At 70.0% G+C, this 25985-nt stretch carries 34 protein-coding genes and 1 pseudogene; 17 read left to right on the top strand and 18 right to left on the bottom strand.

Annotated elements, in window-relative coordinates:
• The first annotated feature begins 76 nt into the window (after positions 1–76).
• A complete protein-coding gene (locus tag GPZ80_RS11355; RefSeq protein WP_187220276.1) occupies positions 77–742 on the top strand; it encodes a maleylpyruvate isomerase family mycothiol-dependent enzyme in 666 nt (221 codons plus the stop codon).
• A gap of 35 nt (positions 743–777) precedes the next feature.
• Here the strand turns inward: GPZ80_RS11355 and GPZ80_RS11350 are convergent, their stop codons facing one another.
• Together GPZ80_RS11350 and GPZ80_RS11345 are read right to left on the bottom strand one after the other, a co-directional pair.
• Entirely contained in the window at positions 778–1617 is an 840-nt protein-coding gene (locus tag GPZ80_RS11350) for a hypothetical protein (RefSeq protein ID WP_187220275.1), read from the bottom strand.
• Positions 1618–1634: 17 nt separating this feature from the next.
• A complete protein-coding gene (locus tag GPZ80_RS11345) occupies positions 1635–2165 on the bottom strand; it encodes a hypothetical protein (RefSeq protein WP_187220274.1) in 531 nt (176 codons plus the stop codon).
• 98 nt (positions 2166–2263) lie between these two features.
• Between GPZ80_RS11345 and GPZ80_RS11340 the strand changes: the two genes are divergently transcribed.
• Complete coding sequence (locus tag GPZ80_RS11340; protein WP_187220273.1) at positions 2264–2983, top strand: ABC transporter ATP-binding protein; 720 nt, start codon at positions 2264–2266, stop codon at positions 2981–2983.
• Complete coding sequence (locus GPZ80_RS11335; protein ID WP_187220272.1) at positions 2980–3714, top strand: ABC transporter permease; 735 nt, start codon at positions 2980–2982, stop codon at positions 3712–3714. Before GPZ80_RS11340 ends, GPZ80_RS11335 begins: the two co-directional genes overlap by 4 nt.
• A gap of 4 nt (positions 3715–3718) precedes the next feature.
• On the opposite strand, the gene GPZ80_RS11330 is transcribed toward GPZ80_RS11335, so the two are convergent.
• Positions 3719–5368: an alkaline phosphatase D family protein gene (locus GPZ80_RS11330; protein WP_187220271.1), complete on the bottom strand. Its 1650-nt coding sequence runs from the start codon at positions 5366–5368 to the stop codon at positions 3719–3721.
• 160 nt (positions 5369–5528) lie between these two features.
• On the opposite strand from GPZ80_RS11330, the gene GPZ80_RS11325 reads away from it, so the two are divergent.
• Positions 5529–5921, top strand: a complete 393-nt coding sequence (locus GPZ80_RS11325) for a PPOX class F420-dependent oxidoreductase (RefSeq protein ID WP_187220270.1) — start codon at positions 5529–5531, stop codon at positions 5919–5921.
• A 4-nt stretch (positions 5922–5925) separates the two neighbouring features.
• On the opposite strand, the gene GPZ80_RS11320 is transcribed toward GPZ80_RS11325, so the two are convergent.
• The 4 genes from GPZ80_RS11320 to hisH are packed head-to-tail and all read right to left on the bottom strand — an operon-like array spanning position 5926 to position 7935.
• Positions 5926–6324, bottom strand: coding sequence for a hypothetical protein (locus GPZ80_RS11320; protein WP_187220269.1), 399 nt, complete (start codon positions 6322–6324; stop codon positions 5926–5928).
• 4 nt (positions 6325–6328) lie between these two features.
• A complete protein-coding gene (gene priA / locus GPZ80_RS11315) occupies positions 6329–7060 on the bottom strand; it encodes a bifunctional 1-(5-phosphoribosyl)-5-((5-phosphoribosylamino)methylideneamino)imidazole-4-carboxamide isomerase/phosphoribosylanthranilate isomerase PriA (protein ID WP_187220268.1) in 732 nt (243 codons plus the stop codon).
• A gap of 9 nt (positions 7061–7069) precedes the next feature.
• Positions 7070–7303, bottom strand: a complete 234-nt coding sequence (locus GPZ80_RS11310) for a hypothetical protein (RefSeq protein ID WP_091374559.1) — start codon at positions 7301–7303, stop codon at positions 7070–7072.
• Entirely contained in the window at positions 7300–7935 is a 636-nt protein-coding gene (gene hisH, locus GPZ80_RS11305) for an imidazole glycerol phosphate synthase subunit HisH (RefSeq protein WP_187220267.1), read from the bottom strand. The genes GPZ80_RS11310 and hisH overlap by 4 nt, the downstream gene beginning before the upstream one ends.
• Positions 7936–8059: 124 nt before the next feature.
• On the opposite strand from hisH, the gene GPZ80_RS11300 reads away from it, so the two are divergent.
• Positions 8060–8290, top strand: a complete 231-nt coding sequence (locus tag GPZ80_RS11300) for a hypothetical protein (RefSeq protein WP_187220266.1) — start codon at positions 8060–8062, stop codon at positions 8288–8290.
• A 4-nt stretch (positions 8291–8294) separates the two neighbouring features.
• Here the strand turns inward: GPZ80_RS11300 and GPZ80_RS11295 are convergent, their stop codons facing one another.
• Together GPZ80_RS11295 and GPZ80_RS11290 are read right to left on the bottom strand one after the other, a co-directional pair.
• Positions 8295–9206 (bottom strand): transketolase family protein, encoded by a 912-nt coding sequence (locus GPZ80_RS11295; RefSeq protein ID WP_187220265.1) that lies wholly within the window; start codon positions 9204–9206, stop codon positions 8295–8297.
• Between the two features lie 3 nt (positions 9207–9209).
• The gene (locus GPZ80_RS11290) at positions 9210–9884 is read right to left on the bottom strand and encodes a thiamine pyrophosphate-binding protein (RefSeq protein ID WP_222719143.1); all 675 of its coding nucleotides are present in this window, start codon (positions 9882–9884) and stop codon (positions 9210–9212) included.
• Positions 9885–9968: 84 nt separating this feature from the next.
• On the opposite strand from GPZ80_RS11290, the gene GPZ80_RS11285 reads away from it, so the two are divergent.
• From GPZ80_RS11285 to GPZ80_RS11265, 5 genes are all read left to right on the top strand, one after another.
• Entirely contained in the window at positions 9969–10511 is a 543-nt protein-coding gene (locus GPZ80_RS11285) for an RNA 2'-phosphotransferase (protein WP_187220264.1), read from the top strand.
• A gap of 33 nt (positions 10512–10544) precedes the next feature.
• Positions 10545–10808 carry a type II toxin-antitoxin system Phd/YefM family antitoxin gene (locus tag GPZ80_RS11280; RefSeq protein ID WP_187220263.1) on the top strand — a complete coding sequence of 88 codons (264 nt, stop codon included), beginning with the start codon at positions 10545–10547 and terminating at the stop codon, positions 10806–10808.
• A complete protein-coding gene (locus tag GPZ80_RS11275) occupies positions 10801–11214 on the top strand; it encodes a type II toxin-antitoxin system VapC family toxin (RefSeq protein ID WP_187220262.1) in 414 nt (137 codons plus the stop codon). The genes GPZ80_RS11280 and GPZ80_RS11275 overlap by 8 nt, the downstream gene beginning before the upstream one ends.
• Positions 11215–11286: 72 nt before the next feature.
• Complete coding sequence (soxR, locus tag GPZ80_RS11270) at positions 11287–11730, top strand: redox-sensitive transcriptional activator SoxR (protein WP_187220412.1); 444 nt, start codon at positions 11287–11289, stop codon at positions 11728–11730.
• Positions 11730–12263 (top strand): hypothetical protein, encoded by a 534-nt coding sequence (locus GPZ80_RS11265; RefSeq protein ID WP_187220261.1) that lies wholly within the window; start codon positions 11730–11732, stop codon positions 12261–12263. The genes soxR and GPZ80_RS11265 overlap by 1 nt, the downstream gene beginning before the upstream one ends.
• Here GPZ80_RS11265 and GPZ80_RS11260 read toward each other — a convergent pair.
• The 7 genes from GPZ80_RS11260 to GPZ80_RS11230 all read right to left on the bottom strand — a co-directional run bounded on the left by GPZ80_RS11260 (position 12248) and on the right by GPZ80_RS11230 (position 18790).
• Positions 12248–12853, bottom strand: a complete 606-nt coding sequence (locus tag GPZ80_RS11260) for a hypothetical protein (RefSeq protein WP_222719142.1) — start codon at positions 12851–12853, stop codon at positions 12248–12250. The genes GPZ80_RS11265 and GPZ80_RS11260 overlap by 16 nt on opposite strands.
• Before the next feature lie 38 nt (positions 12854–12891).
• The gene (locus GPZ80_RS11255; protein WP_187220259.1) at positions 12892–13053 is read right to left on the bottom strand and encodes a CG2302 family histidine operon protein; all 162 of its coding nucleotides are present in this window, start codon (positions 13051–13053) and stop codon (positions 12892–12894) included.
• 20 nt (positions 13054–13073) lie between these two features.
• Complete coding sequence (hisB, locus tag GPZ80_RS11250; RefSeq protein WP_187220258.1) at positions 13074–13673, bottom strand: imidazoleglycerol-phosphate dehydratase HisB; 600 nt, start codon at positions 13671–13673, stop codon at positions 13074–13076.
• A complete protein-coding gene (locus GPZ80_RS11245; RefSeq protein WP_187220257.1) occupies positions 13670–14773 on the bottom strand; it encodes a histidinol-phosphate transaminase in 1104 nt (367 codons plus the stop codon). Before GPZ80_RS11245 ends, hisB begins: the two co-directional genes overlap by 4 nt.
• Positions 14770–16086: a histidinol dehydrogenase gene (hisD, locus tag GPZ80_RS11240; RefSeq protein ID WP_187220256.1), complete on the bottom strand. Its 1317-nt coding sequence runs from the start codon at positions 16084–16086 to the stop codon at positions 14770–14772. The genes GPZ80_RS11245 and hisD overlap by 4 nt, the downstream gene beginning before the upstream one ends.
• 71 nt (positions 16087–16157) lie before the next feature.
• Positions 16158–17372 (bottom strand): aminotransferase class V-fold PLP-dependent enzyme, encoded by a 1215-nt coding sequence (locus GPZ80_RS11235; RefSeq protein ID WP_187220255.1) that lies wholly within the window; start codon positions 17370–17372, stop codon positions 16158–16160.
• Positions 17339–18790 carry an ABC transporter substrate-binding protein gene (locus GPZ80_RS11230; RefSeq protein ID WP_187220254.1) on the bottom strand — a complete coding sequence of 484 codons (1452 nt, stop codon included), beginning with the start codon at positions 18788–18790 and terminating at the stop codon, positions 17339–17341. The genes GPZ80_RS11235 and GPZ80_RS11230 overlap by 34 nt, the downstream gene beginning before the upstream one ends.
• A 40-nt stretch (positions 18791–18830) precedes the next feature.
• Between GPZ80_RS11230 and GPZ80_RS11225 the strand changes: the two genes are divergently transcribed.
• The 4 genes and pseudogenes from GPZ80_RS11225 (at position 18831) to GPZ80_RS11215 (ending at position 21781) form a co-directional block, all read left to right on the top strand.
• Positions 18831–19604, top strand: a complete 774-nt coding sequence (locus GPZ80_RS11225; protein WP_187220253.1) for a carbon-nitrogen hydrolase family protein — start codon at positions 18831–18833, stop codon at positions 19602–19604.
• A gap of 205 nt (positions 19605–19809) precedes the next feature.
• Positions 19810–20781: pseudogene (locus tag GPZ80_RS11220) on the top strand (RNA-guided endonuclease InsQ/TnpB family protein); the annotation flags it as partial.
• Entirely contained in the window at positions 20771–21019 is a 249-nt protein-coding gene (locus GPZ80_RS33990; protein ID WP_376771669.1) for a zinc ribbon domain-containing protein, read from the top strand. The pseudogene GPZ80_RS11220 and the gene GPZ80_RS33990, both read left to right, overlap by 11 nt.
• 102 nt (positions 21020–21121) lie before the next feature.
• Entirely contained in the window at positions 21122–21781 is a 660-nt protein-coding gene (locus GPZ80_RS11215) for a LysE family translocator (protein WP_187220252.1), read from the top strand.
• A 1-nt stretch (position 21782) separates the two neighbouring features.
• Here the strand turns inward: GPZ80_RS11215 and lysA are convergent, their stop codons facing one another.
• Entirely contained in the window at positions 21783–23117 is a 1335-nt protein-coding gene (gene lysA, locus GPZ80_RS11210; RefSeq protein WP_187220251.1) for a diaminopimelate decarboxylase, read from the bottom strand.
• A 139-nt stretch (positions 23118–23256) separates the two neighbouring features.
• Entirely contained in the window at positions 23257–24555 is a 1299-nt protein-coding gene (locus GPZ80_RS11205) for a cytochrome P450 (protein WP_187220250.1), read from the bottom strand.
• Between the two features lie 77 nt (positions 24556–24632).
• Between GPZ80_RS11205 and GPZ80_RS11200 the strand changes: the two genes are divergently transcribed.
• From GPZ80_RS11200 to GPZ80_RS11190, 3 genes are read left to right on the top strand one after another with little or no spacing between them, the layout of a single operon-like run.
• Positions 24633–25214 carry a TetR/AcrR family transcriptional regulator gene (locus GPZ80_RS11200; protein ID WP_187220249.1) on the top strand — a complete coding sequence of 194 codons (582 nt, stop codon included), beginning with the start codon at positions 24633–24635 and terminating at the stop codon, positions 25212–25214.
• A 2-nt stretch (positions 25215–25216) separates the two neighbouring features.
• On the top strand, positions 25217–25693 hold the full coding sequence (locus tag GPZ80_RS11195; protein WP_187220248.1) for a protein-tyrosine phosphatase family protein: 477 nt from the start codon (positions 25217–25219) through the stop codon (positions 25691–25693).
• Between the two features lie 37 nt (positions 25694–25730).
• Positions 25731–25976, top strand: coding sequence for a hypothetical protein (locus GPZ80_RS11190; protein ID WP_187220247.1), 246 nt, complete (start codon positions 25731–25733; stop codon positions 25974–25976).
• Positions 25977–25985: the final 9 nt, after the last annotated feature.

Below are 25985 nucleotides of genomic sequence, written 5' to 3'. Positions count from 1 at the left end.
GACGATTCCGTGCCGTCGGCGCGGTCTCACCTGTGGACGACCGAGACCGACTCACCCCATTCAGGAGCTCTGCCGAATGACCACACCAGAACGGAATACAGACCGCACGACCGGCATCTGGCCGCTGGCGCACGCCGAGCGCGCCGCGCTGGCTGCCGACCTCGCCGATCTGACCGACCTACAGTGGGCGACGCCGTCGCTGAGCACCGGGCTCACGGTGCGCGAGGTGCTCGCGCACCTCACCGCGGCGGCGAGTCTCACCCCCGCCCGCTGGCTGGCGGGGGTGATCCGCTGCCGGTTCGACTTCGACAAACAGGTCGCGACGCGCCTGGCCCAGCACTTGGGCCTGACGCCCGCGGACACGCTCGCACGGTTTCGCCAGGTGATCACCAGCACCACCAAACCACCGCTTCCGGTCGTCGCGATGCTCGGCGAAGCGGTGGTGCACGCCGAGGACATCCGGCGGCCACTGGGTCTCCGACGCGACTACCCGATCACCACACTCACGCGGCTGGCCGAGTACTACCGGGGTTCCGACCTCGTCGTCCTCGGCAAAGGCCGCGTCGGCGGCCTCCGACTCGTCGCCACCGACGGCCCCTTCACCACGGGCTCCGGACCGTTGGTGTCCGGCACCACCCTGGCCTTGATCATGGCCATCACCGGCCGCGCCCACTACTGCGAGGAACTCGACGGCGACGGCGTCGCCGTTCTCCGCGACCGTTGCGCGACAACGCGACCGTGACCCCGCCACCACCGCTCTCGCCAATCAAGGGGACGTCAACGGCTGTGTCCGACCGGTTTCGTGGCCAGCCGGACCAACCGGAGCGTCCGGCTGGGCCGGGCGACCGTCCACGCGGACCGCTCGACGGGAGCCTTGCCGTACGAGGGGATCCCGTCAGTGATCAGCTCGGTGATCCTCGGTTCGTCCAGCGACTTCGCCGCGAAGTCGTAGAGCTGTTCCAGTCGCGGGATGATCACGCCGAAGTCGAGCAGGCGCGGGAGGCTGCCCTCCTCGGCGACGAGGCGGGTCAGGGAGCCGCCCGCCACCGGGTAGTGCTGCGGGAACACCCGGCGCAGGCTGAGGAACAGGCCGACCGTCCCATAGCGAGGGTCGCCGAGGTGCCTGGCCGCGCGGCCCAGTCTGCCCGCGGCCAGTCGGGGCTCGGCGACCAGCGCGTGCGCGTAGAGGGCCCGGACCAGAGTCACGTTGATCATGAAGCGTTCTAGCGGGGTCTCGTCGTGGGCGAGTTCCTCGTGTTCGAGGTAGCCCGCGACGATGCTGGCGTTGTGCGCCCGGTACCAGGTGACCGGCGTCGGCCTGCGGACGAACTCGGTCCACAGTTCGACCGCGCGCGAGGACACCTCGCCGCCACCCGCCAGGTCGGCCTCGATCTTGTCGCGCAGCAGGCGCTCGTTGACCGCCCGCCACCACGGGCTCCCCCGCACCGACGACAGCACACCGCGCTCGAACTCCCAGCGCAGGAAGCTCAGCTCGCCCCGCGCGAAACCGCGGCGGCCCGGGGCGGCGTAGAACTCCCCCGCGAGTCGGAAGCGGCCCGCGGCGTCGTCGCGGACCTGCTCGACCCGCCCGTCGGCGGCCTCGCGGTGTGGTGTCATCGACACCAGGGTGTCAGCTATGCGACCGGTTGCGCGCGCCAGCGGTGCATGAGGTCCGCGACAGCGCGGGCGTCGTCGAGCAGGACGCGCACCTCGACCCGCGCTTCCTCGAGTTGCAGGTCCCGATCGACGAGCAGGCCCATGCGGCCCTCCGCCCCGCGCCAGCGGCTGGTCGCGCGGCGTTCCATCTGGGCGGCCTTGCGGACCATGGCGACCGGCCTGCGGTTCTCCTTGACCAGTTCGCCGTGGACCTTGAGCAGCCCGACGACCAGTTTGTCGATCGGCTTGCCGACGCCGAACCGCACGGAGTCCTCCGCGGCGGCCGCCGCTTGCGCGATCGCGGTGTCCGGTTCAAACAGCGTCTCGACCCCGGGCAGGGCCGCCGAGGCCTCACCACCGGCGTCGAAGGACGCCACCGCCGCCTCCCACGCCCCGATCCCGCCCCGCACGGTGGAAAGGAACCGTTCCGGCATCACGTCGACGCGCAACCTGGGACGGTCGGCGGACATGGCCAGCAACAGGGCGGACATGGCTTGGGCGGCGGGCATCAGACCTCCGATAGTGCGTGGGCGTGATCACCGTACGACTCGAACGGTCCCGTGCGTACCTCTTGACGGGCGAACTCCACGGGCGCAGAATTAAACACATGACTAATTCTGCGGTGCTGGTACGCGGCTTACGGGTCCGCCGCGGCGGTCTCGAAGTGCTGCGCGACGTCGGGTTCGAGGTGCCACGCGGATCGGTCACCGGTCTGCTCGGGCCCAGCGGGTGCGGCAAGACGACCTTGATGCGCGCGATCGTCGGCGCGCAGATCGTCGAGAGTGGCGAGGTGACCGTGCTCGGCCTGCCCGCGGGTGACCCGAAGCTGCGCGCCCGGGTCGGCTACGCGACCCAGAACCCGGCCGTCTACGCCGACCTGACAGTGACGGAGTGCCTGCGCTACTTCGCATCCGTGCTCAGGGCGCCCGCGTCCGATGTGGACCGGGTGATCGCCGACGTCGACCTCCACGGCCAGGCGAACCAGCTCGTCGGCAAGCTCTCCGGTGGCCAGAGCAGCCGGGCCGGCCTGGCGGTCGCCCTGCTCGGCAAACCGGAGCTGCTGGTGCTCGACGAGCCCACGGTCGGCCTGGACCCGGTCCTGCGCGACGAACTGTGGGCCCTGTTCGCCAGGCTCGCCAAGGCGGGCACGACGCTGCTGGTGTCGAGCCACGTGATGGACGAGGCCGCCCGCTGCGAGCGGCTGCTGCTCATGCGCGAGGGCATCATCCTCGCCGACGACACCCCGGAAGGCTTGCGCGTCGACACCGGCAAACACGACCTGGAGCAGGCGTTCCTGCACCTGGTGCGATCGAGGGAGGCGGCGTGAACGCGACCATCACCCTGGCCACGGCCCGGCGAATCCTGACCCAGCTGCGACATGACCCGCGCACCATCGTCATGCTGCTGCTGGTCCCCACGCTGCTGATGACCCTGCTGCGGTTCGTGTTCAACGACGAGCTGGTGTTCAGCCGGATCGCGCCCGCACTGCTCGGCGTGTTCCCGTTCGTGATCATGTTCCTGATCGCCTCGGTCACCACCCTGCGCGAGCGCACGACGGCCACGCTCGAACGGCTGATGACGATGCCGATGGCCAAGCTCGACCTGATCCTGGGCTACGCCATCGCGTTCGGCGGGATCGCGGTGTTCCAGGTGGGCATCGCCACCGGCGTCTCGGTGCTGTGGCTGGGACTCGACGTCGCCGGTTCGGTGTGGACACTGCTGTTCATCGCCGTGCTCGACGCGCTGCTGGGCATGGCGCTCGGGCTGCTGGTCAGCGCGTTCGCGACGAGCGAATTCCAGGCGATCCAGTTCATGCCGGTGTTCGTCCTGCCGCAGTTCCTGCTGTGCGGGCTGTTGCAGCCGCGCGACAGCATGGGCTGGGTGCTGAACGCCCTGTCCGACGTGATGCCGCTGTCCTACGCCGTCGACGCCCTCACCCACGTCACCAGGTCCGCCGAGGTCGACCTGACCCTGCTGCGGAACCTGGTGGTCGTCGGGGCCTGCGTGGTGCTCGCCGTGGTCCTGGGTGCGGCGACCCTGCGCCGCCGCACCCCATAAGCCACTAGGGCATGGCCTGGACGACAGGAGCTCCCGCGGGCTTCACCCGCTGCGTGCCGACCGGCGTGGCCAGCGACTTGGCGTGCTTCGCGCCGGAGGTCGGGCTGAGCCGGTCGGTGACGTAGTACCAGTCCATCTGGACGCGCTCCGGATTCACGTCGACGACCGAGTAGCCGTGCGAGTCCAGCTCGATGTACTTGAGGTGCCAGTTCCCCGCGTACAGCGCGGTTTCCGCGACCACGGAACCGGTCCGAGCGGGGATCTTGAGGATGTCGTCGATGTTGTCGCTGGTCACGGAGGTCGTGACGAACTCGGTGGCCACGCTGTTGCCGTTGTACCAGTAACTCGAGCGGTCGATCGGCACGTCCGCGCCCCACGACGAGTGGATGTCGCCGGTGAGGAAAACGGTGTTCTTGACCCGGTTGTCCTTGAGGTGCCCCAACAGTTCCCGCCGGTCGGCGGTGTAGCCGTCCCAGGCGTCGGCGTTGGCCGCCACGCCGCCGATCGGCAGGCCCAGCAGACTGCCGAGAGCTTCGAGGAACCGCGCCTCGACGTTGCCCACCGCGATCGGCGTGATCATCACCGAGTTTCCGACGAGCTTCCAGGTCGCGTCGGTGCCTGACAGTCCGGACTTGAGCCACGCCATCTGCGGGTCGCCGGTGATCGTGCGGGCCGGGTCGTGCGGGTCGCCGGAGGACGGCGTGGTCTGCAGCGAGCGGTAGCTGCGCAGATCGAGCAGGGACAACTCGGCCAGCCGCCCCCAGCGGAACCGGCGGTAGATCTGACCGTCGGGCCCCTGGCGCACCGGCATCCACTCGAAGTACGCCTGCCGCGCCGCGGCCTTGCGCGTGTTCCAGTCACCTTCGTTCGGCTGGTGGTTGTCGGCACCGCCGGACCAGGTGTCGTTGGCGTACTCGTGGTCGTCCCAGGTGATGAACCACGGCTGGGCGGCGTGCAGTGCCTGAAGGTCGGGATCGGTCTTGTACTGGGCGTGGCGGCGCCGGTAGTCGGCGAGGGAGAGCATCTCGTGGCTGGGCTCGTGCGGGCGGACGGTCACGCCACCGGCCCCGAAACCGCCCACTTGATACTCGTAGAGGTAGTCGCCGACGTGCAGGACACCGTCAAGGTCGGAGCGCGCCGCGAGGTGGCGGTAGGCGGAGAAGTAGCCGGCCTGCCAGTTCGAGCAGGACACCTGGCCGAGGCGCAGCTTGCGCACGTCGGCGTCCACGGCCGGGGCCGTGCGGGTGCGGCCGGTGGCCGAGGCGACGCCGTCGAGGGTGAACCGGTAGTAGTAGACGGTCGCCGAGGCCAGTCCCCCGGCCTCGACTTTGACGGTGTGGTCGCGCGCGGGTCCGGTGGCGGCGGCCCCCGACTGGACGACGTCGGTGAACGCCGGGTCGGTGGCGACGTCCCAGCGGAGCTCGACCTCCGGGCCCGCGCCGGAGCCGGGCGTGGCGTCGGGTGTGGGCGTGACGCGGGTCCACAGCAGCACGCCGTCGGGTAAGGGATCACCTGAAGCGACGCCGTGCGCGAACTGCGGCACGGCCGCCGCGCCGGCGGAGGTAGCCAACGCGGCCGGGACGAGCAGGGCGCCACCGGCCACCGCGGAGGTGCGGAGGAAGGCGCGACGGTCGAACGACGTGGTGGGAGTCACGCCTACAAGTGGTACACCTTGATAAGAAGTGTCACACCCACTGTTCGGATGAACTTGCCGGTAACTTACGCCGACGAATGGCCCCCGAGAAAGGTCGTGCGCCATCCACCCCCGCCGCCGAACGGGGTTGTCAGCACGCGAATCCGAGTACTGTCCTCCCATGGCATCGGACGGACTGACCCGACTCGGCGACGGCAAATACCTCCTCGTGACCACCTTCAAGCGCGACGGCACCGCCGTGCCCACCCCGGTCTGGGTCGCGCGCGACGGCGACGCCCTCTACTTCTGGACCGTCGCCGACTCGGGCAAGGTCAAGCGCATCCGCAACAACGGCCGCGTCCAACTCGCCGAGTGCGACTTCGGCGGCAAACCACTCGGCGACACCGTCGAGGGCAAAGCCCGCATCCTCGACGCCGACGGCTCCGAGCGGGCCCGCTCGCTGATCCAGAGCAAGTACGGGCTGGTCGGCCGGATCACCATGCTCGGCAGCAGGCTGCGCCGCGGCTCCGAGGGCACCATCGGCGTCGAGATCACCGTGGGCGCCACCGACTGAGGCGTCAGCGCCGGTCGTACTCGTGGAACGCCTCGTCGACATCGCCGTCGAGAACGCAGAAGAACGCGTAGGAGATCGTGCAGATCCAGTCGTCGAGCCGTTCGATGTCCGCGTCACCGATCAGGCCGTTCCTCCGAAGCATCCCACCGGGCTCAAGACCCCAGGCGCGGCCGAGATGGCAGATGTTGACGAGGCTCGACACGACCTCACGCGGCACCTGATCGGCCTGCAAGGGCTCGGCGAGCACGCGCAGCGCGGCCATCACTTCGTGGAAGTTCTCCTCACGGAGCCCTTTGAACGGCCGCAGGGATCCCAGGAACCCGTTCTCCCACCGTGGATCGTCGATGTCCGGGTGAAGTGCCGAGTGGAACAGCAGCGCTTCGCGGGCCTCGGCCGGAGTCATCTCGTCAGCGCAGCGCTGACAGCGCCTGCGGGAGCGTGAAGTTGCCGTTGTACAAGGCTTTCCCGACGATCGCCCCTTCGACGCCGATCTCCGCCAGGGCGGCCAGCGCGATCAGGTCGTCCACACTGGACACGCCACCGGAGGCGATCACCGGGGCGTCGGTGCGGGCGCAGACGTCGCTGAGCAGCTTCAGGTTCGGGCCTTCGAGGGTGCCGTCCTTGCTCACGTCGGTCACCACGTAACGCGAGCAGCCGTCCTTGTCCAGGCGCTCCAGGACGTCCCACAGCTCGCCGCCGTCGGTGGTCCAGCCCCGGGCCGCGACCCGGTGGACGCCGTCGGTGATGCGCACGTCCAGGCCGACCGCGACCTTCTCGCCGTGCTCGGCGATGGCCTTGGCGCACCAGGTGGGGTCTTCCAGCGCCGCGGTGCCCAGGTTGACCCGGGCGCAGCCGGTCGCCAGGGCGGCGGCCAGGGACGCGTCGTCGCGGATGCCGCCCGACAGCTCTACCTTCACGTCGAGGGTGCCGACGACCTCGGCGATGAGGTCGCGGTTGCTGCCTCGGCCGAACGCGGCGTCGAGGTCGACCAGATGGACCCACTCGGCGCCGTCGGTCTGCCACGCGAGGGCGGCGTCCAGCGGCGAGCCGTAGTCGGTCTCGGTGCCCGCGGCACCCTGGACGAGTCGGACGGCCTGGCCGTAGGCCACGTCGACGGCGGGTAGCAAGTAGAAGCTCACCGGAGCAGCCTATGTGGCCGGGTGCGCGCGGCGGTGCATGAGGTAGCCCACGCCGAGGCCGACCACCAGGAGCAGTGCCCACACCCACAGCGGCAGGGTGCCGACCAGCGCGGTCAGCACCCCCGCGAGGGCCGCGCCGACCGCTCCGCCGAGCGTCGTCGCGGTCGACCGCCTGCGCCTGCGCGCCGTAGTCGACCGACGCCTGCTGGCGGGCGTGGTGCGCCGCTTGCGCGGGGCGGTCATCCGGTGACGTCCTTGAGCCAGTTCTCGAGCAGCTGCGCGCCCGCGTCGCCGGACTTCTCGGGGTGGAACTGGGTGGCCGAGAGCGGCCCGTTCTCGGCCGCCGCCACGAAGTCGCCGCCGTGGTTCGCCCAGGTGACCAGCGGCGGGATCATCGGCGGCTCGGGGCGCAGGTCCCAGGTGCGCGCCGCGTAGGAGTGCACGAAGTAGAACCGGGTGCCCGGGTCCATCCCGCCGAACAGGACCGACTTCTCCGGCGCGCGCACGGTGTTCCAGCCCATGTGCGGCACGATCGGGGCGTCGAGGCGATCGACGACGCCGGGCCACTCGGCGCAGCCCTCGGTCTCCACCCCGTGCTCGATGCCGCGCTCGAAGAGGATCTGCATGCCGACGCAGATGCCCAGCACCGGACGTCCGCCCGCGAGCCTGCGGCCGATGATCCGGTCGCCGCGGATGGCGCGCAGGCCCTCCATGCAGGCGGCGTAGGCGCCGACACCGGGGACGACCAGCGCGTCGCACTCGACGGCGGCCTGGAAGTCACCGGTCACCTCGACCTCGGCGCCGACGCGGCGCAGGGCTCGCTCAGCGGAGCGAAGGTTTCCGGATCCGTAATCAAGTACGACGACTCGTGCCACGTCGTTCAGCCTAGTCGCTGGATCGACGTGACCTAACCGTGACCAAACTCGGGTGTGAATTCACTCGAAAGTGGGTAATTAGCTGGTCACGGCCAGGTCGGAGCCGAAGCACAAGGAGGCCGGCATGACCACCAAGACCCGGTTGGTGCGCTGGGGTTTGGCTGTCATCTTGTTCGTGGCCGCGGTCGTGGACGCCTACCTGGCGATGTCGGAGTCGGTGGCGTGGCCCGCCGTGCTCGCCGTCGTCTGGATCGGCGTCGCCGCGGCGCTGATCATGCCGCGACCGGCCCCCCGGGTCGTCGAGGTGCCCCGACCCCGCCGCGCGCCCGCCACCACACGGGCCGCGCACGTCTGAGACCTCACCAGGCCAGGAACTCCCGCAGGGTCTTCGCGATCCCGGCCGCGTCCAGGCCGTGGATCTCGTCGTGCTGCCCAGGCGTCCCGTAGGCGTGTACCTCAAGGTCGCGCCGCACGCCGATCGACCGCTGCCGGTGCGGCACGTCGGCGAGCGCCTCGGCGACCTGGGCGGCCGAAGTCCCCTGGAGATACGGCTCCACGACGAGCACGTTCGGCGCGGTCGAGTCGACCGCGGCGCGCAGGCCCGCGCTGTCGAACGGCCGGATCGTCGGGGTGTAGAGCACCGATACGTCGACGCCCTCGGTGGCGGCGAGCACGTTGTCGAGGGTCGGGCCGACGGCGAGGACGGTGCCGAGGCTGCCGTGCCGCACCGGGACGAACTCACCGGTCACCGGCCGCGGGCGGGCGTTGGAACGGGTGGACAGGCGGAGGTAGACCCGGCCCTCGCCCGCGATGGCGCCCGCGAGCAGCGGGCCGACCTCGTCGGGGTGGCCGGGAACGTGCACGGTCCAGCCGGGCAGCGTGTCGAACAGCGCGACATCGGCGGGCGCCTGGTGGGTGCGGCCCATGGCGGGGTTGTCGTAGGAAGCCCCGACGCTGACGAGCACGGCGCCGACGTCTTGGTGGCCGAGGTCGAGCTTGATCTGCTCGTACGGGCGCTCGACGAGGAAGGGGCCGTAGGTGTGCACGACCGGCCGGAAGCCGGTCAGCGCGAGGCCGCCTGCGACCCCGACCATGGCTTGCTCGCGAATCCCGACGTTGACCACGCGGTCCGGGTAGTCGCGCAGGGCGCGGTCGAACAGGTCGCGGGAAATGGCGGCGAGCACGAGGGCGACGCGCGGGTCCTGGTCGAGCGCGTCGTTCAGGTGCACGGCGAACGCCTCGCGCATGGTGTGCTGGTCGACGGTGGTCATGGGTCAGCCCTTCTGGACGTCGGCGACCACGACGAGCGGCCTGCCGGGGTGGTCGGCGGTGAGAGCGGCGTGCAGGGCGTCGTGGTCGCGGCCGTCGACCGTCGCGGTCGCCCAGTTCTCCACCGCGAAGCGCTCGGCGATGCCGCCCGGCCAGCCGTGGTTGGCGCTGTGGTTGTCGATCACGATGGTGGTCAGGCGGTCCAGGCCGTGGCGGCCCGCGACGGCGATGGCCTCGTGGTTGCTGCCCTCGTCGAGTTCCCCGTCGCCGATGAGCACGAACACCCGCGCCGCACGGTTGCGCGCCCGTAGTCCGAACGCCTGTCCGACCGCGATCGGCAGGCCGTGGCCCAGCGAGCCGGAGCCGATCTCGACACCGGGGACGAGCGTGCGGTCGGGGTGCTGGCCCAGGATCGAGCCGAAGTCGGTCCAGGTGTCCAAGATGGACGGATCGATGAAGCCCTTGTCCGCGAGGACGGCGTAGAAGGCCATGGGGCCGTGGCCTTTGGACAGCAGGAAGCGGTCCCGGTCGGGGTCGTCGACGCGGTCGGGGGCCACGTCGAGCACCCGGTCATAGAGGACCCACAGCACGTCGAGCGTCGACGCCGCGGCCCACTCGTGCTTCTCGTCGCCGGTCATCCTGGCGAACAGCGGCGCCAGGTGCGTCGTGTCGGATGTCATGGCTCTACCGTGCAACTTCGAGTTCGCTGGAGGTCAAGAACTTCGTGGCGATCCGGGTGGGCGCTGTGATCCACTGCACTCGTTATGGACATCAGACTTTCCAAGCGCCTATCGAAGGCGCTGCGCCACGACCCCGACCACCTCGGCCTCACGCTCGACGCCGCCGGCTGGACCGACGTGTCCGCGGTCCTCGCCGCCCTGCGCGTCGACCGCGAAACCCTCGACGTCGTCGTGGCCGAGAACAACAAACAGCGCTTCACCTACGACGAGACCGGCACCCGGATCCGGGCCAACCAGGGCCACAGCGTCCCCGTCGACCTGGGCCTGCTGCCCGCCACGCCGCCACACGTGCTCTACCACGGGACTGTCGCGGCGGCGTTGCCGTCGATCAAGGCGGACGGGTTGCGGCCGATGAACCGGCATCACGTGCACCTGTCGGCCACCCGCGAGACCGCCGTGGCGGTCGGGGCGCGGCGAGGGAAGCCGCTGGTCCTGGTGATCGACGCGGCCGGGATGGCGGCCGACGGCCACGTCTTCTACGTCAGCGCCAATGGCGTCTGGCTGACCGACCACGTTCCGGCCGTGTACTTGGAGGAGCCGGGTGACAGGGCCGCAGGAATCATCTAGCTCTGTCTAGACAGAGCTAGCGAGGTGGTCGCCATGTCCGGACACTGGCAGTTACAGGAAGCCAAGCAACGCTTCAGCGAGCTGATCCGGTCCGTCGAGACCGATGGTCCGCAGTTCGTCACACGGCATGGCGCGGAAGTCGCCGTAGTCATCGACATCGGCGAGTACCGAAGGCTTCGCGGAGGTGGCGACGAAGATTTCAAGCAACTCCTGCGCTCCGGCCCTGATCTCGAAGAACTGGGGATCACGCGATCCCGTACGCCTGCGCGAACCATCGATCTGAGCGAGGATGAGTGAGTTTCTTCTCGACACGAATATCGTGTCGGAGATCGGCAAGAAAACCCCGAACTCAGGTGTAGCCGCATGGTTCGACGCCGCGCCCGCGAGTGACCTGTTTCTGAGCGTGCTCGTGATCGGCGAGATCGGGCAGGGCATTGAACGTTTGGTGCGTCGAGACCGCGCTCAGGCCACGGTCTTCGAGCAGTGGCTGACCCAGTTGGTCACGGTCCATGCCGAGCGGATCGTGCCCGTCACGGCGGAGGTGGCTGACCAATGGGGCCACCTCAATGCTCATCGATTGCCGGTCGTCGACGGCCTCCTGGTGGCGACGGCCATGGTCCACGGATGGACCCTCGTGACCCGCAACGGGGTGGACGTAGCCTCGACGGGTGTGCGGCTGCTGGATCCCTTCACGCCGTCCTGAACAGCGGGTATCCGTACTTCGACCTATCTGGAGGTCACGGGTAGGCTCTCGGGGGTGTCCAAGCTTCCAGAGATGTTGACCATCGGCGAGGTCGCCGATCGCAGCGGTGTTCCCCACACGGCCCTACGCTTCTACGAGGAGCGCGGATTGATCACCTCCGAACGCACCGCGGGCAACCAGCGGCGGTACGCGCGGGCGGTCCTGCGGCGGTTGGCGTTCATCCGGACCGCCCAGCGGGTCGGGCTGTCGCTGGAGGAGATCCACGACGCGCTTGACCTGCTGCCGCAGCGGCGGACGCCGACGAAGGTGGACTGGAGCAGGCTGTCCAAGTCCTGGCGCGGCGAGATCGAGGCGCGCATCGACGCTTTACAGCGGCTGCGGGACAACCTGACGTCCTGCATCGGATGCGGCTGCCTGTCCCTCAAGTCGTGCGGGCTGATCAACAGTGACGACGACTTGGCGAAGCTCGGTCCCGGCGCGCCTCGGCTGAAGGCGGCGACCGAGGGCGGGATTTGATGTCGCTGCCCCGATTAGTCCTGATCGCGGCCCTGTTCACGACTGGCGACAGCGCGCTCGCCGAGGCCAGGGATCTTGCCCAGTTCGGCGACCGCGCGATGGCTCGGGCGGAAGTCTGGTTCCAGGCCGGGCCGACGTACTCGCAGGACCACTGCTTCACCGTCGACGGCGGGTACTCCCCCACTGACTGGGACGGCATGCTGGGCGGCTGCCACCAGCCGTACTACCGGACCGATTGCTCCGGTTTCGTTTCGATGACCTGGGGCCTGTCGGTCAGCTACGCCACTCCCCGCCCTGGCGGCGGCCGCGACCTCGGCGACATCACCGACCCGATCCGGCGTGAGGATCTGCGCACGGGGGACGCGCTGGTGGCATCGGGGAAGCATGTGCGGCTCTTCGAACGCTGGACCAGCCGGGACTACAGCAGCTACCTCGCCTACGACTTCGGCGAGACACCGGTCAAGCACCAGGAGTACCGGTGGGGCGGGCCGGACGAACTCGCCTACATGCCGGTCCGCTACCGAGGAGCCTGAACCTCCGAGCGCAGCCCCAGGGGATCAAGCACCGGGAACTGCTGACGCCACCTGGATGCGGCGGAAATCACGGCCACCAGGTCGATGGCTGCCACCGGCACCATCAAGATAAGGCACCATTGGAGAAGCAGCGGCAAGGCTTCGAGATCAAAGTACACCAGCGCGGCTACGGTGAAGGGCAGTGTCAGCACCCGTATGCCCACTTCGAACGCACCACGGGAACGCCGGTACCAGCGCCGGTCGGTGACTCGCTCGCCGAACAGCTTCTCCCACCACGGCCGCGGATGGGTGGGTACCGTGGTGTCGGCGCCGCCCTGGTCGAGCCAGCGGATGAGTTCGGCCTCGGCGGGCAGGCCCTCCCGCTGGAACAGTTCGACAGCAGGCAGTGCGGGGTCCGCGTCGAGGTAATCCGCATGCTCGACCACGATCCCTGTATCGGTCCACATCAGACCGATCCCGCCGCTGAGCACCGCGCGCGTGTCCTTGATCGTGCGCTCGGTCACCGGGTTCGGCCCGACGACGAACGTCCCATTGGGCGTGGGCACCAGCAACCGCCGCCTGCCTGACCGGTCGAGCAGGCGGGTCCTCACCTCTTCGAGATCGTCGCGGACCCAGACTGCCGTCCGTCTCATGAGGAGAGGTGCCAGGCCAAGGCGCCGCCACCTGCCATCAGGGCGAAGAGGGACAGCAGAATCGCCATTCCCTTCGCTGTCTTCCACGTCGTGTAGACGCCTCCGATGAGGATTCCCGCCAACGCGATCAGGCCGATGACGACGAGGTCCTTCGACACCAACTCAGTCTCCCGACTGCTCAGAGAACGCCCTTGGTCGACGGCACTCCGCCGACCCTCGGGTCCGATTCGGTCGCCGCGCGCAGGGCTCGGGCGAAGGCCTTGTACTCGGCCTCTGTGATGTGGTGGGGGTCGCGGCCGTGGATCACGCGCAGGTGCAGGGCGATCTGGGCGTGGAAGGCGATCGACTCGAAGACGTGGCGGTTGAGGACCGTCGGATAGTTGTTGCCGACGACGAAACCGGTCATCACGTCGGGCTCGCCCAGGTGCACGCAGTACGGCCGCCCGGAGACGTCGACCGCCGCGTGCGCGAGGGTCTCGTCCATCGGGATCCAGGCGTCGCCGAAGCGGCGGATGCCGGACTTGTCGCCCAAGGCCTCGCGCAGAGCCTGACCCAGGACGATGGAGACGTCCTCCACCGTGTGGTGGGCGTCGATCTCGATGTCGCCGGTGGCGCGGACGGTCAGGTCGAATGAGGCGTGCGAGCCGAAGGCGGTGAGCATGTGGTCGAAGAACGGGACCCCGGTCGACACCTCGACCTTGCCCGAACCGTCGAGATCGACCTCGACGAGGACGGACGACTCCTTGGTGATCCGCTCCACGCGGCCGACACGGTTCACTTGATGATCTCCTTACTGGCGGCCAGGAAAGCGTCGTTCTCCACTGGAGTACCCACGGTCACCCGGAGGAACCCAGGGATGCCGACATCCCGGATGAGCACGCCTTCATCCAAATAGGACTTCCAGGCGGCGGGCGCGTCGTCGAACTGTCCGAAGAGTACGAAATTGGCGTCACTGGGCACCACGTCGGCGCCGAGCACGGCCAGTGCGGCGGCCACCCGGTCGCGTTCGGCGGCCAGCGCGTGCACCGAGGCCAGGGTCTGGTCGGCGTGGCGCAGGGCGGCGCGGGCGGCGGCCTGGGTGAGCGCGGAGAGGTGGTATGGCAGGCGCACCAACAGAAGCGCGTCGACGACGGCTGGGGCCGCGGCCAGGTAGCCGAGCCGACCACCCGCGAAGGCGAAGGCCTTGCTCATGGTGCGGCTGACGATGACCTGCGTGGGGAACTCGTCGATGAGGGCGACGGCGCTCTCCTGCGGGGAGAACTCCGCGTATGCCTCGTCGACCACCACGATGCCCGGCGCGGCCTCGACCAACGCACGCAGGTCGTCGAGCGGGATCGACTGGCCGGTCGGGTTGTTCGGGCTGGTCACGAAGACGACGTCCGGCGACCGTTCGGCCAGCACCTTCACCGCTTCTTCGACGTCGAGCGAGAAGTCGGTGCGGCGCGGTGTCGGCGCCCACTCGGTGCGGGTGCCCCCGGCGATGATCGGGTGCATCGAGTACGACGGCTCGAACCCGAGCGCGACCCGCCCAGGGCCGCCGAAGGCCTGCAGGATCTGCTGCAGGATCTCGTTGGACCCGTTGGCGGCCCACAGGTTCGCCACCGTCAGCGGCACACCGGTCGACTCGGCGAGGTAGCGCGCCAGGTCGTCGCGCAGCGCGATGGCGTCGCGATCCGGGTAGCGGTGCAGCGTGCCCGCGATCTCCTGGACGGCCGCGGTGATGTCGGCGACCAGCTCGGGCGGCGGCGGGTACGGGTTCTCGTTGGTGTTCAACGGGAACGGGACGTCGAGCTGCGGCGCACCATAAGGCGAGCGGCCGCGCAGGTCGTCGCGCAGGGGCAGGTCGGCCAGGACCGCCCGTGATCCGGGGGCGCTCACGACTCGAACCTCGCGGTGACGGCTTCGCCGTGCGCGGGCAGGTCCTCGGCGTTGGCCAGCGCGACGACGTGGCCGGCCACCTCGCGCAGCGCGTCCTCGGAGTAGTCGATGACGTGGATGCCGCGCAGGAACGTCTGCACCGACAGCCCCGAGGAGTGTCGCGCGCAGCCACCGGTGGGCAGCACGTGGTTGGACCCGGCGCAGTAGTCGCCGAGCGAGACGGGGGCATACGCGCCGACGAAGATCGCGCCCGCGCTGCGGACCCGGGCGGCGACCGCACGCGCGTCGGCGGTCTGGATCTCCAGGTGCTCGGCCGCGTAGGCGTCGACGACCCGCAGTCCGTCGTCCACTGAGGACACCAGGACGCAGCCGGACTGCTTGCCGCGCAACGCGGTCGTGACCCGGTCGGAGTGCTTGGTGGCCTTGGCCCGGATCTCCAGCTCGGCGTCGACGGCGTCGGCCAGCTCGACCGAGTCGGTGACCAGCACGCTCGCCGCGAGCGGGTCGTGCTCGGCCTGGCTGATGAGGTCGGCGGCGACGTGCGCCGGGTCGGCGGTCGCGTCGGCCAGGATGGCGATCTCGGTCGGCCCGGCCTCGGAGTCGATGCCGATGAGACCGCGCAGCAGACGCTTCGCCGCGGTCAGGTAGATGTTGCCCGGCCCGGTGACCATGTCGACCGGGGCCAGTTCGGCGCCGTCGGTGTCGACGCCGCCGTAGGCCAGCAGCGCCACAGCCTGCGCGCCGCCCACGGCCCAGACCTCCTCGACGCCGAGCAGTTCGGCGGCGGCCAGGATCGTCGGGTGCGGACGGCCGCCGAACTCCGCCTGCGGCGGCGAGCAGACGACCAGCGACTCGACCCCGGCGGCCTGCGCGGGGACGACGTTCATGACCACACTCGACGGGTACACCGCGAGCCCGCCGGGCGCGTAGAGCCCGACCCGGGCGACCGGCACCCAGCGCTCGGTGACCGTGCCACCGGGGACGACCTGGGTGGTCACGTCGGTGCGGCGCTGCTCGGCGTGGACCACGCGGGCGCGCGCGATCGACTCCTCAAGGGCCGCACGCACCGCCGGGTCCAGCTCGTCCAAGGCGCGTGTCAGCTCGGCGGCGGGCACCCGGACCGACTCGGGGCGGACCCGGTCGAACCGCTCGGTGAACTCCAGGACGGCCTCGACCCCGCGCTCACGGACCCCGTCGACGATCGGCCGCACCTGATGGATGACCGCGTCCACGTCGACCTCGGCCCGGGGCAGCGCGTGGCGCAGCTCGACGGGCGACGGGACGGCGGAGCGCAGGTCAGTACGGGTGAGCATGGGGTCCTTCCATCAGCGCTGGGACCCCTCAAGAGTAAGGCGTCGCCCTCCCCGGGTGACCGTCGCGTCCGTCACCGCAGGGCGGCGACCGCCTCGACTGCTGTATCGATCTGGTCCGGGGAGATGAAGTAGTGCGGCGAGGCCCGGACGATCTCGCTGAGACCGCGCCGGGTCATGTCGTACCGGGTGGACGGCAGCCCGCTGACCGTGACGGTGATGTCCTGACCGCGCAGCTTGTCTCGAACCTCGGCCGCGGCCATCCCTTCGACGGTGAAAGTGACCAGGCCGCATTGGCGTTTGCCCTGGTCACGAAGCTGGACGCCGGGGATTTCGGCAAGCCCGGCACGCAGTCGGCCCGCCCGGTCGGCGACCTCGGCGGCGATGGCGTCGACGCCCAGGTCGAGGGCGTAGCGGGCGGCGGAGATGAAGCCGAGGCGCTCCGCGACGCCGCACTCCCACAGCTCGAAGACCCGGGCGTCGTCGCGCAGCTCGAATTCGGCGGCGCCCGTCCACTCCCCGCTGTGCAGGTCGACCAGCCGGGGGCGCAGCCGCTCACGGGCCGCCCGACTCACGGCGAGCACCCCATTTCCGCGCGGGCCGCGCAGCCACTTGCGACCGGATCCGCTGATGATGTCAACGCCCATGCCGCGCAGCGACAGCGGGAGCTGGCCGATCGACTGGCAGGCGTCAAGGGCCACCAGCGCGCCCACCTCGTGCGCCGCCTCGACGACCGCTTCGACCGGGTTGACCAGCCCGTTGTTGGTCGGCACGTGCACCAGCGAGACGAACTTGACCCGCTCGTCGAGCATCCCTCGCAGCGCGGCGACATCGACCTCGCCGTCGGCCGTGGACGGGATCGGCTCGACGGTGGCCCCGGCGAGCTGGGCCCGACGCAGCAGCGGGATCGCGTTGCCGCCGTATTCGGCCTCGGTGGCGAGCAGCCGGTCGCCCGGTTCGAGCGGCAGCGCGTCGAACGCGGCGAGGTAGGAGCGGGTGGAGCTGTCGGTGAAGGCGATCTCGTCGGGCTCGCAGCCGAGCAGGTCGGCGAAGACGCCGTAGCCCGCTTCGAGGTCGTCGCCGCGTTCGGCGCCCGCGCGGTAGCCGCCGACCTCCTCCTCGCGGCGAAGATGAGCGATCACCTCCTCGACGATCGGACGCGGGACCAGGGATGCTCCGGCGCTGTCGAGGAACACACCGTTCGCCGCACCAGGTGTGAGGGCACGCGCTGCGTCCAAGTCCAGGTTCAGGTCGATCATCGAGGTGCCCAGGTCTGCAGGTTCCACCATGCCCCCCACGTGTGGTCTGTGCCCGGGCCGTCGACGACGGCCCGGTATCCGGTCCAGTTCTGGCGAATCACGTAGCTGTGCCCGGTCTCCGCGAGCACCACGGCGGTCGGCGCGGCGAGGTAGGCGCGGGTGAGCGCCCGGTAGGCCACCGCGCGCTGGGCCGGGTCGGTGACGGCGCGCGCCGTCGTGTCGCCCAGCCACGACAGGGCCCGGCTCGGGTCGAACGGGTCCCCCACGGCGCGCAGTTCGGCGGTGGCCCCGGTGAGGGCCTCGCGCGCGACCGGCTCGGCGGTGACCCGCACGCCGATCATGGCGGCGGCGCGGGCAAAGCCTGCGACGAGGTCACGCGCGGTCAGATCACCGGCGGGGTAGCCGACGGGGATGGCGGCGAGCACACCCGCCTTGGCGCGGGGACCGTCGTCCGCCGCGGCCGACCACCCGGCCGCGTCCAGCAGTTGCTTCGCGCGGGGGATGTCAAGGTCGAAGCGCGCGCCCGGCTCGGCGAACTCGGCGAGCGCGGCGGGCAGCGGCAGCGACGTCGCCGCGCCCTTGCCCGCCAGTGCCTCCTCGACGAGTTTGCGGCGGTCGACCACCAGATTCAGCGCGCGGCGCACCGCCGGGTCGCCGGTGACGGGACCGTCGGGCAGGGAGATCAGCCGGACGTCGCCCGCGGCGTGGTCCACGACGCTGAGACCGGAGGTGGTGCCGAAACCCGACGCCAGGCTCGCGGGCAGCACGGCGCCGTCGAGTTTGCCGTCGCGCAGCAGTTGGGCGCGGGTCTCGTCGTCGGCGACGAACTCGACGGTGATCTCGCTGAGCTTCGGCGGGCCGAGGTAGTAGGCGGAGTGGGCTTTGAGGACGAGCTTGCGGCCGGGCTCCCAGGCGGTGACCTGGTATGGGCCGGTGCCGTTGGTCCCCTCCGCGGCCGGTTTGACGCCCAGCACGAGCAGGCAGGCGAACGCCGGGTACGGCTGGGACAGCTCGAAGCGCACGGTTCCCCCGTCGATCGCCCGGACGTCGGAGAGCATCCAGAACTTCGAGCGCAGCGGACCGTCGAGGACGCGCCGGTAGGTGGCCACGACATCGTCGGGGTCGAACGCACTGCCGTCGTGGAACTTCACGTCGGCGCGCAGGGCGACGGTCCAGGACCGGCCGTCGGCGGCGGGAACGGGCATACCGGCGGCCAGCGCCGGACGCAGCGTGCCGCCGGGCTGGTACTCGACGAGTCCGTCGTAGATCTTCGCCGCGCCGAGCGGGGCATACCCGCCCGCCGGGTCCAGAGACTCGGGCGCGACGGCCGCGGCGATCACCATCGAACGACCGTCGGGATCACCGGAGGCGGGCGGGGTAGGTTCGGCCGTGCAGGCGGCCAGGGAAATCATCAGGACGACAGCGGCTACCGCGCGCAGAACCGGCACGATCTCAGCGTAGTGGTCGATCGAATCGTAAGGAGCGACTGTGCGAGTTGCCCTCTGCCAGATCTCCGCCACAGCCGACCCGGAGGCCAACCTCGCTCTGGTCCGCGAAGGCGTGCGCCAGGCCGACGGCGCGTCGGTGGTGCTGTTCCCGGAGGCGACGATGTCGCGCTTCGGCGTCCCCCTCGGGCCCGTGGCGCAGCCGCTCGACGGGCCGTGGCCCACGGCGGTCCGGGCGATCGCCGGCGAGCACGGCGTGGTGGTCGTGGCGGGGATGTTCACCCCGGACCCGGACGGGCGGGTGCGCAACACGCTGCTGGTCACCGGGCGCGGGCAGCACCTCGGCTACGACAAGATCCACCTGTTCGACGCCTTCGGCTTCGCCGAGTCGCGCACGGTCGCGCCGGGCGACGCCCCGGTGACGATCGAGGTCGACGGCATCACCCTCGGCGTCGCCACCTGCTACGACGTCCGCTTCCCCGAACTGTTCCGCGCACTGGCCGACCGCGGCGCCAAGGCGGTCCTGCTCGGTGCTTCCTGGGGGGCGGGCGAGGGCAAACTCGACCAGTGGGAGTTGCTCGTGCGCGCACGAGCACTCGACTGCACGTCCTGGGTGCTCGCCTGCGGGCAGGCCGACCCGGGCCCGGTCACCGGCACGGCCCCGCTGGGGATCGGACACAGCCTCGTCGCCGACCCGCGCGGGCGCGTCGTCGCGTCGCTGGAGGGCAAGCCGGACGTGCTGGTCGTCGACATCGACACCGAACTCGTGGACACCACGCGGGCGGCGATCCCAGTATTGGAGAACCGTCGGCTCTGACTGGAACAATGGGTCTCAGGCGCTCCCATACTGCACGATTTTGTCGGTGCGCGCCCCTATGGTGGCTGCGGGACCTCGGTCATGATCGACCGTGGTGTGATCTGGGGGGATAACTGCCGTGTTCGTCTCATTGCGCACTCGCACGCGCTGCAGGCCGGTCATTCGGCGACGTCCCGTATGGCCGCAAGTCGCCGGGGGCTGAGTGATGAAAATACAAGGATTCCGGGTAGAACTGGCTCCCACAGACGAACAACTGACCCGGCTGGCGCAGCACGCGGGATTGTCGCGGTTGGTGGAGAACTTCGCCCTGGAACGGGTGAAATCGGCACTCGACCAACGCGACGCCGAGACGAGCTACGGTGTGCCTGATGCCCAGTTGACGCCGGTTCCGTGGACCGCGCCTGCGTTGGCGGCGGCTTGGCGCGCCGCGCACCCCAAACGATTCCCATGGTTCACGGGGTCGCGGGTGCCAAAGGAGGCGTGCCGGTTGCGGGCGGCTGGGTTCCGCAACTTCTTCGACTCCCGCGACGGCAAACGCAAAGGGCACAAAGTTGGGTTTCCATCGTGGCGCAAACGCAAGCACGGTGGCCGGTTCCGCTACGACGCTGATCGAGCCAGACCCCTCGACGCACGAACCACCCAACTGCCCGGCGTCGGTAAAGTTGCCGCTCGAGAGGACATGTCCTGGCTGGTGGATCGGCTTTCGGCCAGCCCGGCTCGGGTGCTGGGCGCGACAGTGAAGGAGCGAGCCGGGCGCTGGTGGATCTCGTTTCAAGTCGAAGTCGACCGCTGCGAACTCGACAAGCGGCGTGCCGTCCCGCACGGTAGCCCCGCGTGCGGGATCGACCTCGGACTGAGAACATTCGCCACCGTCGTCGACGACGATGGCACCGTGACCGAGATCCAATCGGCGAAACCACTCAAGGCGGCACTACGCAAGCTGCGAACGGCGAACAAGGCGTTGTCCCGCTCCCAACGCGATTCCGCGAACCGGGCCAAGCGACGCGCCGAGGTGGCCCGCGTGCATCTGCGAGTCGTTAACCGACGCAGCGACTTCATACACAAAACCACCACAATGCTGGCGAGAACCAAGTCGGCCATCGCGGTGGAAACACCCAACATCAAGGGGATGACCGGCAACCGGCGCTTGGCACGCGCGATCTCGGATGCAGGCTGGAGCGAGTTCGTTTCGCCAACTCGACTACAAAGCCGCATGGTACGGGTCGCGGGTATGGAAAGCCGACCGCTGGTTCCCGAGTTCGAAAACCTGCTCCAGCCCCACGTGTGGACAGCGACACGGTGGCCTGACCCTCGCCGACCGTACCTGGACGTGTACCGCGTGCGGCGTCACTCACGAGCGTGACCACAACGCCGCCGCCAACCTGCTGTCCGCGATGCTCGCGGACGCGGCTTGACCACAACCTCGCCGGGAGGTTCCCCGGAGAGGCAAAACGCCTGCGGAGACCACGTCAGACTCCAACTCCGTTGGAGCAATACTCTATGAAACAGGAAGAATCATGGGATTCATTGAACAGGTTGAACTAAGCGCGTTCATCGGTGTCGCACTCGTTTCCCTGGGCATGGTCTTGACGCCCGGGCCGAACATGATCTACCTGGTCTCGCGGTCGGTGACCCAGGGTCGCCGCGCGGGCCTGGTCTCGCTCGCCGGTGTCGGGGCGGGACTGTTCGTGTACCTGGTCGCCGCCACCGCGGGGGTGGTCACGCTCTTCACGTACGTGCCGCAGCTTTACCTGGCGCTCAAGCTGGCCGGGGCGGCGTACCTGCTCTGGCTGGCCTGGCAGACGATCCGGCCCGGTGGCACGTCGCCGTTCGCGCCGCAGGGGCTCTCGATCGACCGGCCGCGCAAACTGTTCGGCATGGGGCTGCTGACCGCCCTGCTCAACCCGAAGATCGCCATCCTCTACGTCTCGCTCCTGCCGCAGTTCATCGACCCGTCGCAGGGCTCGGTCGCGATGCAGAGCCTGCTGCTGGGGCTGACCCAGATCGCGGTGGCGCTGACGTTCAACGCCGCGTTCGTCCTGGCCGCGGGCGCGGTGGGCACGTTCTTCGCCCGGCGGCCGGACTGGCTGCGGGTCCAGCGCTACGTGACCGGCGCGCTGCTGGCGTTCTTCGCGATCACCGTCGCCACCGACCGCGGCAGGCCCCTCCCCGCCTGAGTCAGCCTTCGTCGCGGGCGAGCAGGTCGTCCTCGGTCTCCCGGCGGACCAGCAGCCGGGCCACACCGTCGCGCACGGCGACCAGCGGGGGCCTGCCCACGGCGTTGTAGTTGGACGACAGGCTGTGGTGGTAGGCGCCCGTGGCCGCCACCGCCAGGAGGTCGCCCGCGGCGATGTCCGCCGGGAGGTCGACGCCGGTGGCCAGGACGTCGCCCGCCTCGCAGTGGCGGCCGACCACCGTCACCGGGACGGCGGGGGCCGAGGAGGCGCGTCCGACCATCCGCACGGTGTACCGAGCGCCGTACAGGGCGGGCCGGGGGTTGTCGCTCATGCCGCCGTCCACCGCGACGAACGTTGTCGCGCCGCGCTTGACGACCGCGACCCGGTAAAGCGTCACACCCGCCGGGCCGACGATGCAGCGGCCGGGCTCGATGGTGAGCGCGGGCACGGGAAACCGTCGCCTGCCGGATTCGTAGTTCACCGCGCAGCGCAGGCGGTTGGCGAATCCGGTGAGGTCGAACTCGGCTTCACCTGGGAGGTAGGGGATTCCGTGGCCGCCGCCGACGTCGAGCTGCCGCAGCACCACCTCGTGCCGGTCTCGGATGAGCGCCAGCAGTCCGACCATCCGGCGGGCCGCTTCCTCGAAGGCGGCCACCCGGGTGATCTGCGAGCCGATGTGGCAGTGCAGCCCCACCAGGCGCAGCCCGGGTTCGGCCAACACCCGCGCGACCGCCCGTTCGGCCGCGCCGTCGGCCAGGGAGAAGCCGAACTTCTGGCCGTCGACGCCGGTGGCGATGGCGTGGTGGGTGCTCCCGTCGACACCCGGCGTGACCCGGATCAGCACCGGCTGGGCGGCAGTGGTCAACGCGCCCAGTTGGTGGATCTCATCGAGCGAGTCGATCACCACCCGGCCCACCCCGTAGCCAAGCGCGGCCTTGAAGTCCTCGGCGGTCTTCACGTTGCCGTGCAACAGGATCCGCTCCGCCGGGAAGCCGATCGACCGGGCTACCGCGAGTTCGCCCGCCGAGCAGACGTCCAGCGACAGGCCTTCCTCGGCGATGATCCGCAGCACCCCGCGGCACAGCAGCGACTTGCCCGCGTAGGCGATCTCGACGTCCGGGAGCGCGGCGCGGTAGGCCCGGCAGCGGGCCCGGATGTCGTCCTCGTCGAGCACGTAGGCGGGGGTGGCGAAGCGCGCGGCGAGCTGAGTGGTCTCGACCCCGCCGATCTCCAGTTCGTTGTCGGTACGCAGGTGGGCGCCGCGGGGCCAGAGGCCGGGTTCGAGTCGCCGGTTCAGCGAGCCCCGCAGCGTGGGTATGTGGTCGACAAGTGTCACGGTGTCCTCCGCGTAACGGTGGTGTCATCCATGGACAACACAACGCCGAGCAGGGGCACGGTGGTGGATTCGGCTACGCGATCTTTACGGGCTCAGCGCTCTCGTTGACGCTGCGCTGACCCGGCTGTGACCGGCGCCATCAGCGGCGGCGGGCCACGATCCGGGCGCCCTTCGCGGGGACCAGGGTGATGTTGCGGGTGATCGTGGCCTCCGGCGGGCCCACCGGCTCGATCTCGTACCGGACGAGGACCGCGCGCAGAACGGCCGCGGCCTCCTGCAGGGAGAACCCGGCGCCGAGACAGCGTCGGACACCGCCGCCGAACGGGATCCAAGTGCCCGCCTCGGGTTGGGCGCCGATGAAGCGCTCCGGGTGGAACTCCTCGGGCTCGGCGAAGTTGTCGGGGTCGCTCTGCACGAGACCGATGCTGGGCGTGACGATCGTGCCCTTCGGCAGCAGGTGTCCACGCACGACAGTCGGCTCGGTCAGCCTGCGGGCGACGCTGTAGATGACCGGGCGCAGCCGCATGGCCTCCTTGGTGACGGCCTGGAGGTAGTCGTCGTCGCCGTTGTCGGCCGCTTCCTGTGCGGCGCGAAGGATTTCCGGGTTTCGGGCCAGTTCGTGCAGCGACCACGCGAGCGCGGTGGCGGTGGTCTCGTGGCCCGCGAGGAGCAGGGTCATCATGTGGTCGCGCAACTCGGCGGCGGGCGCCTCGGGGTCGGCGGCGAGCAGGCGGGACAGGACGTCGTCGCGGTCGGTCAGATCCTCGGTGCGACGCTCGGCGATCTCCTCGTGCAGGAGTGCGTCGGCGTCGGCAAGGTTCTGGGCGTTGCGCTTCCATGGCCAGTACCGGCTCAGCGCCGGGTAGGTCCAGCCGAGGATCGCGATCGGGCCGATGTCGACGACCTTGTTGATCAGTGGCCGCAGCTTGGCGAGCCGGTCGCCCTCGGCCATGCCGAACACGACCCGCAGGATGATCTCCAGGGTGAGCGCGTTCATCACCGGGTGCACGGCGAAGGGCTTACCGACCGGCCAGCGGTCGGCGGACTTCTCGGCCAGCTCGGTCATCATCCCGGCGTAGCCGCGCAGGGCGGCGCCGTTGAACGCGGGCATCAGGCGCTTGCGGGAGCGCAGGTGGACGTCCTCGTCGAGGATCAGCACGGATTGGCTGCCCATCACCGGTTCGAGGATCGCGTTGCCCTCGCCCGCATGGAACACCGACGACGGGCCGGCGAAGATCTCGCGGATGTCCTCGGGCCTGCTCACCACGACGACGGTCCGGTCGGCGGCGAGGCGGACGGTGAACGTGTCGCCGTGCTTGCGGCGCCAGATCGGTCCGAAGCGGTGGCGGGAGCGCAGAAACAGGATCGTCTGGATGGGTCGTGGCAGCCGGGACCCGGGCGGGAGCGACTCGCGCATGGCGACCTCGGCAGAACTCATGGCGCACCCTCCGGCGTTGTGACCCGCTCCACGATTCATACACCCGTATAGATCCGCCGGTCAACTAGGCTTGGCCGGTGGGACATCGAGAACTACTCCTCGCGGCGGCCGGAAGGCTGTTGCAGGACAAGGGATACGCGCACATCACCACGCGCGACCTGGTCGCCGAATCGGGCACCAACCTGGCTTCGATCGGCTACCACTTCGGCTCGAAAGCGGGGCTGCTCAACGAGGCGCTCGGCGCGATGTTCGAGGAGTGGAGCGAACGCCTCACCCAGGTGGCGCTGGCCGACCCGAACGCCTCGCCGATCGCCCGGGCCCACCTGACGTGGGCCACGGTCCTGACCCACCTCACCGACCACCGGGCCCTGCTGCTCAGCTTCGTCGAAGCCCTGGCACAGGCCGAGCGCGACCCGGCGTTGCGCGAACAACTCGCCGCCTTGCAGCACCGCACCCGGGTCAGGATCGCCGAGATCGTCGCCACCTCGTACGGGGAGGACGTCGCCGCGGACGACCCTCGCTGCCTGGCGGTGGCCAGCTTCGTCCTCGCGGTGTGCGACGGGTTCGCCTTGCAGTGGATGCTCGCGCCGGACCGCACCCCGAAGGCGGAGGACCTGCTGGCGGGACTCGCGGAGATGATCGAACGCTCGAAGGACTGAGGATGCCGACCCTCTACCGGATCGCCGTGGACGGTCCGGGCCTCCTCGCCACGATGGCCAAGCCCAGCGGTCGCCTGGCCGACGAGATCGCCACCTTGGTCGACGAGGGAATCGAGATCCTCGTGTGCGCGATGCCCGAGGACGAGCGCGAGTTGGCCGGGCTGGGCCGGGAGGCCGAACTGGCGGTCGCGGCGGGGCTCGCGTTCGTGGCCATCCCGATCCCGGATTTCTCGGTGCCCGACCATGCCGAGGTCCGCCCCGAACTGGTCGATCTCGCGGACCGACTGCGGGCCGGGGCGAGCATCGCCGTGCACTGCTGGGGCGGAATCGGCCGCTCCTCACTGCTCGCCGCCGCGATCCTGATCCTGACGGGAGTGACCACCGAGGACGCGTGGGCCCGCGTCGAGTCGGCGCGCGGCCAGACCGTCCCGGAGACGGCCGAACAACGGGACTGGACCACTCTGCTCACCCCGCGGTGATGTGACACCACCTTCTTGATCAAGAAGCGAGAACCCAGTGCGCTCGACCCTGCATCTCATCGACACGCCCGGCCCCGGATCGCTCGCCACCATGGCCAAACCGCGCGGCGGCGACTGGCTCGACGACGAGATGGTCGCGCTCGCCGAGGCAGGGGTTGATGTCCTCGTGTGCGCGATTCCCGCCGCCGAGCGCGCCGAGGTCGGGCTGCGCGGCGAAGCCGCCCGCGGGATGCCGGTGCCGGACACACCGGAACAGCGGGAGTGGGTCGCCGGACTTCTGTAGTACGCTGTA

Source organism: Actinokineospora xionganensis (genome assembly GCF_014323725.1).
GTDB classification, from domain to species: Bacteria; Actinomycetota; Actinomycetes; order Mycobacteriales; family Pseudonocardiaceae; genus Actinokineospora; species Actinokineospora xionganensis.
The sequence above is the reverse complement of the archived record's forward strand: the minus strand, read 5'-3'. Positions and strand labels throughout refer to the sequence as shown.